At 69.4% G+C, this 10,396-nt stretch carries 11 protein-coding genes; 2 read left to right on the top strand and 9 right to left on the bottom strand.

Going from position 1 to position 10,396, the window contains the following annotated elements:
- The 5 genes from INE98_RS14500 to INE98_RS14480 all read right to left on the bottom strand — a co-directional run.
- On the bottom strand, nt 1-184 hold a 184-nt coding region (locus tag INE98_RS14500), incomplete at its 3' end, for a ParA family protein (RefSeq protein ID WP_293539809.1).
- Nucleotides 168-830 carry a 16S rRNA (guanine(527)-N(7))-methyltransferase RsmG gene (rsmG, locus tag INE98_RS14495; RefSeq protein ID WP_293539808.1) on the bottom strand — a complete coding sequence of 221 codons (663 nt, stop codon included), beginning with the start codon at nt 828-830 and terminating at the stop codon, nt 168-170. The genes rsmG and INE98_RS14500, both read right to left, overlap by 17 nt.
- On the bottom strand, nt 808-2,652 hold the full coding sequence (gene mnmG / locus INE98_RS14490) for a tRNA uridine-5-carboxymethylaminomethyl(34) synthesis enzyme MnmG (RefSeq protein WP_293539807.1): 1,845 nt from the start codon (nt 2,650-2,652) through the stop codon (nt 808-810). The genes rsmG and mnmG overlap by 23 nt, the downstream gene beginning before the upstream one ends.
- A gap of 77 nt (nt 2,653-2,729) precedes the next feature.
- A complete protein-coding gene (mnmE, locus tag INE98_RS14485) occupies nt 2,730-4,073 on the bottom strand; it encodes a tRNA uridine-5-carboxymethylaminomethyl(34) synthesis GTPase MnmE (protein ID WP_293539806.1) in 1,344 nt (447 codons plus the stop codon).
- Nucleotides 4,070-4,321 (bottom strand): DUF6489 family protein, encoded by a 252-nt coding sequence (locus tag INE98_RS14480; RefSeq protein ID WP_293539805.1) that lies wholly within the window; start codon nt 4,319-4,321, stop codon nt 4,070-4,072. The genes mnmE and INE98_RS14480 overlap by 4 nt, the downstream gene beginning before the upstream one ends.
- Nucleotides 4,322-4,450: 129 nt before the next feature.
- Between INE98_RS14480 and INE98_RS14475 the strand changes: the two genes are divergently transcribed.
- Both INE98_RS14475 and INE98_RS14470 read left to right on the top strand, forming a co-directional pair.
- On the top strand, nt 4,451-5,152 hold the full coding sequence (locus INE98_RS14475; RefSeq protein ID WP_293539804.1) for a dienelactone hydrolase family protein: 702 nt from the start codon (nt 4,451-4,453) through the stop codon (nt 5,150-5,152).
- A gap of 3 nt (nt 5,153-5,155) precedes the next feature.
- Nucleotides 5,156-6,127: a quinone oxidoreductase gene (locus tag INE98_RS14470; protein WP_293539803.1), complete on the top strand. Its 972-nt coding sequence runs from the start codon at nt 5,156-5,158 to the stop codon at nt 6,125-6,127.
- 44 nt (nt 6,128-6,171) lie between these two features.
- On the opposite strand, the gene rho is transcribed toward INE98_RS14470, so the two are convergent.
- The 4 genes from rho to hemE form a co-directional block, all read right to left on the bottom strand.
- On the bottom strand, nt 6,172-7,581 hold the full coding sequence (gene rho / locus INE98_RS14465) for a transcription termination factor Rho (RefSeq protein WP_293539802.1): 1,410 nt from the start codon (nt 7,579-7,581) through the stop codon (nt 6,172-6,174).
- A 227-nt stretch (nt 7,582-7,808) separates the two neighbouring features.
- Nucleotides 7,809-8,264, bottom strand: a complete 456-nt coding sequence (locus tag INE98_RS14460) for a CopD family protein (RefSeq protein ID WP_293539801.1) — start codon at nt 8,262-8,264, stop codon at nt 7,809-7,811.
- On the bottom strand, nt 8,261-9,307 hold the full coding sequence (gene hemH / locus INE98_RS14455) for a ferrochelatase (protein WP_293539800.1): 1,047 nt from the start codon (nt 9,305-9,307) through the stop codon (nt 8,261-8,263). Before hemH ends, INE98_RS14460 begins: the two co-directional genes overlap by 4 nt.
- Nucleotides 9,304-10,335, bottom strand: coding sequence for a uroporphyrinogen decarboxylase (gene hemE / locus INE98_RS14450; RefSeq protein WP_293539799.1), 1,032 nt, complete (start codon nt 10,333-10,335; stop codon nt 9,304-9,306). Before hemE ends, hemH begins: the two co-directional genes overlap by 4 nt.
- Between the last annotated feature and the right edge of the window lie 61 nt (nt 10,336-10,396).

The raw sequence follows: 10,396 nt of genomic DNA, 5'->3' as shown, positions 1-10,396 counted from the left end.
GGGGGACGCCCAGGCCCGTGGAGGCGTTGCCCTGGGGGTCGGAATCGATCAGCAGGACGCGCTCGCCCACGGCCGCCAGGGCGGTGCCGAGATTGATCGCCGTCGTGGTCTTGCCGACGCCGCCCTTCTGGTTGGCGACGACGAGGACGCGGAGGGGGCGGGTGTCTTCAGCGACGGGGGCCACGGCCAGAACTCCGGATGCGAAGGATGCGACCACGATCATCGCTCAGGCTGGGCAGGATTTCCACCTGAAAATCCCATGATCTTGTGGCCTCTTCGATTTCAGCCACAACATCTTGACCTTTCAGGAACAAACCCGTCGCGCCGTTGCGGAAGTAGGGCTGGGCGTACCCAAGCAGCCTGACCAGGGGGGCGCAAGCCCGGGAGGTCACGATATCCACAGTCAGATCGAGAGCCTCGGCGCGGGCGTGATGAACGCTGGCGGGCAGACCGAGCCGGTCCACGGCGGCCTGGAGAAAACGGCACCGTTTCGCCATGCTTTCAACGAGGTGGACGTGGAAGCCGGGGTGGTTGCGTCCGAGTATGGCCAGCACCACCCCGGGCAGGCCGGCGCCTGTTCCCAGGTCCGCCCAGGTGAGGGCGGCCGGTGCAAGGGGGAGCAGCTGGGCGGAGTCCAGGGCGTGTCGCGACCAGAAGTCCGGCAGGGTGGCCGGACCGACCAGGTTCATCCTCTGGTTCCAGTCCTCGAGGAGACCGCGATAGACTTCCAGGTCGTCGAGGGCCCGCTCCTCCGCGCCGGTCAGGGCCGCAAAGCCCGCCCGGGTGAGCGGGCCTGGCGCCCCGGGCTCAGGCGGCGTGGCGGCGGGCATGGGCGAGAAGGGCGGTGAGGGCGCCGGGGGTCATCCCCTCGATACGGGCGGCCTGGCCCAGGGTCAGGGGCCGGATGGCGGCCAGCTTCTCGCGAATCTCGTTGGAGAGGCCGCCGACGGCGGCATAGTCCAGGCCCGTCGGGAGTCGCAGGGATTCATCGCGCCGGAAGGCTTCGGCGTCCGCCGCCTGCCGGTCGAGATATCCCGCATAGGCCGCGTCGATCTCGACCTGCTCGCGCACGGCGGGACTCCAGGCCCGGATCTGCGGCCAAATGCGGGCCAGGTCCTCGAAGCCGATGGTGGGATAGGCGAGGAGCTCGGAGAGGTTGCGCCTCTGGCCGTCGGCCTTGACGGGAAGCCCCGCCCTGGCCGCCTCCGCCGGGGTGAGGACGAGACTGGACGCGAGGCGGCGCGCGGCTTCGAGTTCCGCGCGACGGGCGGTCCAGGCCGTTTCACGTGAAACACCCACACACCCAAGGGCCAGCCCCCGGTCCGTCAGCCTCTGGTCGGCGTTGTCGGCGCGGAGGGTCAGACGGAACTCGGCGCGACTGGTGAACATCCGGTAGGGCTCGGTGACGCCCCGGGTGACCAGGTCGTCGATCAGGACCCCGATATAGGCCTCGTCCCTGCGGAATACGGCGGCGTCGCCGCCGGCGGCCGACCGTGCGGCGTTGAGGCCGGCCATCAGGCCCTGGGCTGCAGCTTCCTCATACCCCGTGGTGCCATTGATCTGGCCGGCGAGGTAGAGACCGGGCAGCCGCTTGACCTCGAGGGTGGGGTCCAGCTCGCGGGGGTCGACATAGTCGTACTCGATCGCATAGCCGTGCCGGACCACCCGCACGGACTCAAGGCCCGGGATGGTGCGTAGGAAGAGGTCCTGGGTCTCTGCGGAGACCGAGGTGGAAATCCCGTTGGGATAGACGGTCGGGTCATCCAGGCCTTCGGGCTCGAGGAAGATCTGGTGGCTGGTCCGGTCCGCGAAGCGCACGACCTTGTCCTCGATGGACGGACAATACCGCGGCCCCCGGCCCTGGATCCGGCCGCCATAGACAGCGGACTCCGAGAGTCGCTCGGCGATGATACGGTGGGTCTCCGGCGTCGTGGCCGTAACGCCGCAGGCCACCTGCGGTTTGGTGATGCGGTCCGTCAGGAAGGAAAAGGGGCTCGGGACATCGTCCGCAGCCTGGCTGTCCAGGCGATCCCAGGCGATGGTCCGGCCATCGAGGCGCGCCGGCGTGCCGGTCTTCAGCCGCCCCATGCTGAGGCCCAGACCGTAGAGCCGGTCTGACAGGCCGATCGCGGGCGCCTCGCCGGCCCGCCCCGCCGGGATCCTCTGGTCGCCGAGGTGAATGATCCCCTTCAGGAAGGTCCCCGTGGTCAGGACCACCCGACCGGCGGGATAGGTCCGGCCGGAGGCGCCGGCCACGCCGGCGATGCGGCCATCGACCACGATCAGGTCCTCCACCGCCTCGGCGAGGATTTCCAGGCCAGGAACAGCCGCCAGTTCCGCCTGCATGGCCTCCCGGTAAAGCCGGCGGTCGATCTGGGCCCGGGGCCCCCGCACGGCGGCGCCGCGGGACCGGTTGAGCAGACGGAACTGGATGCCGGCGGCGTCGGCCATGCGGCCCATCAGGCCGTCGAGGGCGTCGATCTCGCGGACGAGGTGGCCCTTCCCGAGCCCGCCGATCGCCGGATTGCAGCTCATCTCCCCCACAGTCTCGATCCGGTGGGTCAGGAGGAGGGTGCGCGCACCGACGCGCGCCGAGGCCGCCGCCGCCTCGCAGCCCGCATGCCCGCCTCCAATGACAATGACGTCCCACATGGACTGAAGCCGATCTCCAGGGGTTTTATGGCGGAGCGGCCTTACACCAGATCGGGCCGTGTTTCACGTGAAACAGCTCACTTGCCGATGCAGAAGGTCGAGAAGATACGATCGAGGACGTCCTCGGGGCCGATCCGCCCGGTGACCCTGTCCAGCGCCCGGGCGGCGAGGCGCACATCCTCGGCCGCCAGCTCGGGATCCTCGGCGAGGGCCATCGCGCTCTCCAGTCGGACCAGGGCCTCGGACAGCAGCCCCGCGTGGCGCAGCCGGGTTGCGGCCGGCGGCTCCGCCCCTCCGAGGGCGGACAGGACCCTCCGGGTCAGCACCGCCTCGAGGCCCTCGACATCGGCCGCCCGGTGAGCCGAGACCCGATGGGGCTCGAGGCCGAGGGCGGTGGACTCCGCCAGGGCGCGGGCCGTGGCGTCTCCAGCCGGAAGGTCCGCCTTGGCGACCAGGCACAGGTCCCCCGGGCACAGGACGTCGGGCGGCGGGGAGGCTGCTTCCGCGCCGCCGGATCCGTCGACCACCCAGAGCCTGAGATCCGCCTCGGCGGCCCGGCGCCTCGCCCTGCGCACGCCCTCGGCCTCGATGAGGTCGACGGTCTCGCGCAGGCCCGCCGTGTCCGCGAGGATCACCTTGTATCCGCCCAGACGCAGGGACACCTCGATGACGTCGCGGGTCGTTCCCGGGGTCGCTGTGACGATCGCCGCCTCTCTGCGCGAGAGGGCGTTGAGCAGGGTGCTCTTCCCGGCGTTGGGCGTCCCCACCAGGGCGAGGGCGTAACCCTCCCGGACCTGTTCCCCGCGCCGGACCCCGTCCACAGCCTCCGCCAGGGCTCGCGTCAGACGCTCGAGGGCGGGGCGGGCCCGCCGGGCCACGTCCGCCGGGAGATCCTCGTCCGGAAAGTCCACAGCCGCCTCGAACAGCGCGAGAGCTTCGACCAGGTCGGCGCGCCAGGCGTCCCGGGCCCGGCCCAGGGCGCCGCCCAGCTGGGCCAGGGCCTGCCGCCGCTGGGCCTCGGTCTCGGCCTCGACGAGATCCGCCACCCCCTCGGCCTGCGCCAGGTCCAGCCGTCCGCTCTCGAAGGCCCGCCGGGTGAACTCGCCGGGTTCGGCGAGCCTGAGGCCCAGGGCGGCGAGCGCCTCCAGGACGCCGGAGACCACGGCGGGGCCGCCGTGAAGATGGAGCTCAGCGCTGTCCTCGCCCGTATAGCTCGCAGGACCCGGCATCCAGAGGACAAGGGCGTCATCGAGGACCTCGCCCTCGCTCCCCCGGAGGCGGCGGCGCGAAGCCTGCCGGGGCGGCGGGCGACGACGGGCCAGGGCGTCGAGGGCTTCGCCCGCGCGCGGCCCGGTCAGGCGCACGACCGCAATCGCCGCCCGGCCCGGGGCGGTAGCGGGAGCGTAGATGGTGTCGGTCATCTGGGCCTTGCGGCCCCCATGCCCATGCCGGCCGCCTGGGTCATGAGCTTGGAAAACTGCTCCTGGGCGCCGGCGCCGAAGGCCATCCAGTTCTTCATGAGCTCCTCCGGGGACAACATGGCCATGTTGGCGCTCATGCGGGACTGCATCTCCTCGACCAGGCTGGCGTTGAGTTCGCTGACATCGGGGAGACCCAGGAAGGTTCGGGCCTCGATGGGGGAGCAGTCGATCTCGACCGTGATCTTCATGGGACGATCCTCCTGGGGTCGGGCCTTGGGAGGGGTCAGGATAGCGCGGCCCGGAGGGTCGCAAAAGCGACTTCCGAAAGGGGGCGGCGCCGCCTACCTTGAGCCTGTTTTCAGGCAGGAGATGACCCCATGGGAGAAACGGTCCGAATCCAGGTCGAGGGCGGCGAAATGTCGGCCTACCTCGCGCGGCCCGGCGCTGAGCAGGCCCCGGCCATCGTGGTGCTGCAGGAGATCTTCGGCGTGAACGCGGTGATGCGCGAGATCACCGACAGCTTCGCGGCTGAGGGCTTTCTGGCGATCTGTCCCGACCTCTTCTGGCGGATCGAGCCGGGCGTCGACATCACCGACCGCACGGAGGCCGAGTGGAAGAAGGCCTTCGCGCTCATGAACGCCTTCGACGCGGGCCAGGGCGTCAGGGACATCGCCGCTACCATCTCGCGGATCCGGAGCGATCCGGGCGGGAACGGGAAGGTCGGCGCCGTGGGCTTTTGCCTGGGGGGACAGCTGGCCTGGCTCACCGCCACGCGAACGGACGCGGACGCGGCGGTCTCCTATTACGGCGTGGGCATTGAGGGCCTGCTCGGCGAAGCCGCGAACCTGCGCAAGCCCGTCATGCTGCACGTGGCGGAGGCGGACGGCTTCGTGCCCCCGCCCGCCCAGGCGGCCATTCGCGAGGGCCTTGCGGGAAATCCCCTGGCGACGATTCACGCCTATCCGGGCCGCGACCATGCCTTCGCCCGGGTCGGCGGCGAGCACTATCACGCCGCGGACGCCGCCCTGGCCGGGGAGCGGTCTCTGGCCTTCCTCCGCGCCAACCTCAGGGGCGCCTGAGCCATGCGGGCGATCCGTCTGGCCGCCACGGGCGGACCCGAGGTCCTTGAGCTGGTCGACCTGCCGGACCCCTCGCCCGGCCCCGGCCAGGTCCTGGTCCGTCAGGCCGCGATCGGCGTGAACTATATCGACACCTATCACCGATCGGGCCTTTATCCCCTGCGCCTGCCCTCGGGCCTCGGCATGGAGGGCGCCGGAGAGGTCGTGGCCGTGGGTGAGGGCGTGTCCCGCTTTTCCACCGGCGACCGCGTGGCCTTCGCCTCGGGACCGATCGGCGCCTATGCCGAGCTGCACGCCGTGGACGCCGCCCGGGCCGTCGCCATCCCCGAGGGCGTGGACGACCGTACTGCGGCGGCGGCTCTCCTGAAGGGGATGACGGCCGAGTTTCTCCTGCTGCGCTGCCGCCCGGTCGCGGCCGGGGAGCCGGTGCTGATCCACGCCGCCGCCGGCGGGGTGGGCCAGATCATGGTCCAGTGGGCCAAGGCCCTGGGCGCCGTGGTGATCGCCACCGCCGGCAATGCCGCCAAGGCGGCCCGGGTCCGCGACCTCGGCGCGGATCACGTCATCCTCTACGGCGAGCAGGATGTGGCGGCGGAGGTGAGAAGGATCACCGGCGGGGCCGGCGTCCCGGTCGCCTACGACTCCGTGGGCGCGGCGACCTTCGAGGGCACCCTGGCCAGCCTGTCGCGCCGGGGGGTCTTCGTCAGCTTCGGGAACGCCTCGGGTCCCCCGCCGGCCGTCGAGCCCGGTCGGCTCATGCGGATGGGCTCGCTCTTCTTCACGCGCCCCACCCTGGGGGACTATGTAGCGACGACGGAGGAACTCGACGCCAGCGCCGCGGCGGTCTTCTCCCGGATCGCCTCCGGGCAGATCACGATTGAGATCGGACAGACCTTCCCGCTCAGCCAGGCGCGCGCCGCCCATGGGGCGCTGGAAACGCGGCAGACTGTCGGCTCGACCCTTCTGATCCCCTGAGAGGCCAGCCGGCCTGGTGTTTCACGTGAAACACCAGGCTGAGGTCAGGTGTTCATGGACTGGAAGAAGTCATCGTTGTTCTTGGACTGCCGGAGCTTGTCGAGGAGGAACTCGATCGCGTCCTGGGCCCCCATGGGGGCGAGGATCCGGCGTAGGACGTGGGTCTTGGCCAGCTGCCCCGGCGGCGTGATGAGCTCGTCCTTCCGGGTTCCAGACTTCAGGATGTCGATGGCCGGATAGATCCGCTTGTCCGCGACCTTGCGGTCCAGGACGATCTCGGAGTTGCCGGTGCCCTTGAACTCCTCGAAGATGACCTCGTCCATCCGGCTGCCCGTGTCGATCAGGGCCGTGGAGATGATGGTGAGGGAACCGCCCTCCTCGACATTCCGCGCTGCGCCGAAGAAGCGCTTGGGCCGCTGCAGGGCGTTGGCGTCCACGCCCCCGGTCAGGACCTTTCCCGAGGAAGGTACGGTCGTGTTGTAGGCCCGGCCAAGCCGGGTGATGTTGTCCAGCAGGATCACCACGTCCCGCTTGTGCTCGACCAGGCGCTTGGCCTTCTCGATCACCATCTCGGCCACCTGCACGTGCCGCTGGGCGGGCTCGTCGAAGGTCGAGGCGATGACCTCGCCCTTCACCGTCCGCTGCATGTCGGTGACTTCCTCGGGACGTTCATCGACGAGGAGGACGATCAGGTAGCACTCAGGGTGGTTGGCCGCGATCGCCTTGGCGATGTTCTGCATCATGATGGTCTTGCCGACCCGAGGCGGGGCGACGATGAGGCAGCGCTGGCCCTTGCCAAGGGGCGAGACGATGTCGATGACCCGGCCGGAGCGGTCCTTGAGGGTCGGGTCGTCGATCTCCATCCGCAGGCGCTCCTGCGGGTAGAGAGGCGTCAGGTTGTCGAACAGCACCTTGTGCCGCACGTTCTCCGGCGGCTCGAAATTGATCTGGTCCACCTTCACGAGGGCGAAGTACCGTTCGCCCTCGCGGGGCGCGCGCACCCCACCGTCAACCGTGTCGCCGGTCCTCAGGCCGAACTTCCGGATCTGCGAGGGGCTCACATAGATGTCGTCCGGGCCCGGGAGATAGTTGGCCTCCGGCGACCGCAAGAAGCCGAACCCGTCGGGCAGGACCTCCATGGTTCCTGACCCCGAAATCTCCACGCCTTCCTCGGCCAGCACCTTGAGGATGGCGAACATCATGTCCTGCTTGCGCATGGAGTTCGCGTTCTCGATCTCCAGGGTCTCGGCAAAGGACAGAAGGTCCGCCGGGGACTTGTCCTTCAGTTCCTGGAGGGACATCCGGGTCAGGCCCATGGCGGCGATGGCCTGGGCGGCCTGCGACGGCTCGTCGTCCTCGACGGCGGCCTCCTCGGCGGGCGAGAGGTCCAGGCTGGCGTCCTCGATGGCTTCGACGAGGTCGGCGGCGTCCTGGTGGGGGTTGTCTTCAGACATGTCTGACTTTCGGTTTCCGGCCGCTATCGGGAGACATCCCAAGCGGTCAGGCGGCCGGCCATGAGGCCCGCCGGTTTCAGTCTGGTGTTTTCAGAGCCGGGCGTGGCGACGCCGATGGACATCGCAGGCCCGGCGCAAGGCGGGAACGGGCCCCGACGCATCCGGACCCCGTGACCTGACCGGAACCATACTCCCCGCGCCGGGTCAAGCGCGGCGAACCCGCCTGGTCATCGACCGAACTCCAGGGTGGCCGCGAGGACCATGACAATCGCCGCCAGGAAGGGGAGCTCATTGGTGGCCCGCCAGAAACGGTTGGACCGCGTGTTGGTCCCTGCAGCGAAGCGCTTGCGCGAGGCTCCCAGGAAGTGGTGCCAGCCGATCAGGAAGACGACGCCGGCCAGCTTGGCGCCCATCCAGGGCTCCAGAAGAAAGTCCCATCCGCCCAGACGAGCGGTGGCGTTGAACCAGATGAGGGCGAGACCCAGGACGAGGGTCGCCACCATGGCCGGGCCCATGATGATCCGGTAAAGCTTGAGCTCCATTGTCTGGAAGGTGAGGTCCATCTCCGACCCCGGCGTGGCGTCCGTGTGATAGGCGAACAGCCGGGGCAGATAGAGGAGGCCCGCCATCCAGGCGATGACGGCCAGGATGTGCAGACCCCGAAGGAGATCGTAGGCGTTCATCGGCCGGGTCCTCCTTGTGCTTTCAGGCAGGGACAGCGGCCATGGACGGCGGGACAGGCCCAGCCGTCGGGCGCCGCGGGGCCGTCGGCCCTGGAAAGGGACGAGACCGCCGCCCCGGCTAGGGCGCCGATGAAGTCAGGGTCTGTTCCCAGGGCAGGCGCCCTGAGCCACTTCGGGCATCCGGACTCCTGGGCGAGCTCGGCATACTCGTGATCGAGCTCCACAAGCGTCTCGACGTGCTCCGAGACAAAGGCGATGGGCGAAACCAGAACACCCAGACCTTCCGCGCCCGCCCGCCGGATCTCGTCGTCGGTCGAGGGGCCGATCCACTTGAGAGGACCTACGCGGCTCTGATAGCTGATCCGCCAGTCGGAAAACTCAGGGAGCAGGCGTGCAACAGCCCCGGCCGTCGCCTCGACCTGGGCCTGGTAGGGATCCCCGCCGGCGACCACCTTCTCGGGAAGCCCGTGGGCCGAGAAGAGGAGCCTCAGGCCCTCGGGGCAGCCGGCGCCCTCCCAGGCCGAGCGGATGGCGCGGGCATGCGCCTGCGCCAACCCGTCCGAGACCGGATAGCAGCACACGGACCGGGAACGGCCAGGCCCGCGATAGACCCTCTCCCAGTCCTGGAAGGATGAGGCCGTGGTCGTCGTCGAAAACTGGGGATACAGCGGCAGGAGAACGATCTCGTCCGGCCGCCAAGCCTCGACCTCCGCAGCCGTGTCGGCCGCGAAGGGCTTCCAGTATCGCATTGCGATGAAGACCTTGCTCTCCTGCCCGGGCCGGAGCCGGGCGAGTTCGGCCTCGAGCGCTTCCGCCTGATTCCGGGTCTCCGGCAGAAGAGGCGACCCGCCTCCCATCAGGGCGTAGTTGGCGGTGGCGGCCCGGGTTCGGGTCGTCGAAATCAGGGCGGCGAGCGGATAGCGCACGAAGGCCGGCGCGCCGATGATCGCCGGGTCGCGGAAAAGATTGAACAGGAAGGGACGGACCGCGTCAGGCCCATCCGGACCGCCCAGGTTGAACAGAACGACGGCGAGACGACTCATCTGCCTGTGATCCTCCGTACGGCCTGCTCGATGTGCGCGACCGGGGTATCGGGCAATACGCCATGGCCCAGGTTGAAAATGTAGGGCCCGCCGTTCCACCCCTCGATGAGGGCGTCGATGCGGGCGTCCATCCGGGATCCGCCCGTCCTGAGAAGGAGGTTGTCGAGGGCGCCCTGGATGGCCTTTCCACCGGACTGGATCCTCCGGCCCTGGGCCAGGCTCGCCTGGGTGTCCAGGGCCACCGCCTGGACCGGGACCGCCTGAGCATAGTTATCGACTAGGGCCCCTGCGCCCCTGGGAAAGCCGATGAAGGGCGCCTTCACGCCGGCGGCCCGGACCCGTCGGATGATTTCCTGGTGCGGCCTGATGACCACGCGATCGAAGACATCCTCTGAGAGGCCCTCCGCCCAGCTCTCGAAAAGCTTCAGGACCTGGGCCCCGCTTCTGGCCTGCATGACGAGATAGCGTGCGGTCGCCTCGACAAGGATCTCCAGGATCTGGTCAAGCTGGTCGGCGCTTTCATAGGCGAAGGCCCTTGCGCGTGCGCGGTCCGACCCCCGGCCCTCGATCATGTAGGTCGCCACGGTCCATGGCGCGCCCGCAAACCCGATGAGCGCCCTTTCCGGCTCCAGGCGGGCGCGGACGCGGGACAGGGTCTCACCGATGGTGGCCAGACGCGCGGTCGAGGCCTCGATCTCGTCCCTCATGCTCTCTGTCGCCGGAAGCGGACCCAGCCTGGGTCCTTCCCCGGCCTCGAACCACACCTCCTGGCCCAGCGCCTGCGGGATCAGCAGGATGTCAGCGAAGACGATCGCCGCATCAAAGGGGAAGCGCCGCATCGGTTGCAGCGTCGCCTCGGCCGCCATTTCGGGGTCGTAGCAGAAGGCGAGGAAGTCCTTCGCCCGGGTTCTCAGCTCGCGGTACTCCGGCAGGGAGCGTCCGGCCTGACGCATGAACCAGACCGGGGGTCGCTCGAAGCGCTCTCCGGCGAGGGTGCGGAGAAGTTTGGGAACGGGCGCATCTGTCATGCCCCCTTAAACCCCGGTCAGGCTTTGGGCTCAAGCGGCCGGGGCAGGCTCCTCCCTGTCC

Source organism: Phenylobacterium sp., assembly GCF_020253645.1.
GTDB lineage: Bacteria > Pseudomonadota > Alphaproteobacteria > Caulobacterales > Caulobacteraceae > Phenylobacterium.
Note: the sequence above shows the minus strand (reverse complement) of the source record. Positions and strands in the feature narration are given on the sequence as shown.

Bases quoted from the DNA above. Each gene is read 5' to 3' on its own strand.
- mnmE (WP_293539806.1), bottom strand. From the start codon at position 4,073: ATGACCGACACCATCTACGCTCCCGCTACCGCCCCGGGCCGGGCGGCG.
- mnmG (WP_293539807.1), bottom strand. From the start codon at position 2,652: ATGTGGGACGTCATTGTCATTGGAGGCGGGCATGCGGGCTGCGAGGCG.
- INE98_RS14475 (WP_293539804.1), top strand. From the start codon at position 4,451: ATGGGAGAAACGGTCCGAATCCAGGTCGAGGGCGGCGAAATGTCGGCC.
- INE98_RS14470 (WP_293539803.1), top strand. From the start codon at position 5,156: ATGCGGGCGATCCGTCTGGCCGCCACGGGCGGACCCGAGGTCCTTGAG.
- rho (WP_293539802.1), bottom strand. From the start codon at position 7,581: ATGTCTGAAGACAACCCCCACCAGGACGCCGCCGACCTCGTCGAAGCC.
- hemH (WP_293539800.1), bottom strand. From the start codon at position 9,307: ATGAGTCGTCTCGCCGTCGTTCTGTTCAACCTGGGCGGTCCGGATGGG.
- INE98_RS14460 (WP_293539801.1), bottom strand. From the start codon at position 8,264: ATGAACGCCTACGATCTCCTTCGGGGTCTGCACATCCTGGCCGTCATC.
- rsmG (WP_293539808.1), bottom strand. From the start codon at position 830: ATGCCCGCCGCCACGCCGCCTGAGCCCGGGGCGCCAGGCCCGCTCACC.
- INE98_RS14480 (WP_293539805.1), bottom strand. From the start codon at position 4,321: ATGAAGATCACGGTCGAGATCGACTGCTCCCCCATCGAGGCCCGAACC.
- hemE (WP_293539799.1), bottom strand. From the start codon at position 10,335: ATGACAGATGCGCCCGTTCCCAAACTTCTCCGCACCCTCGCCGGAGAG.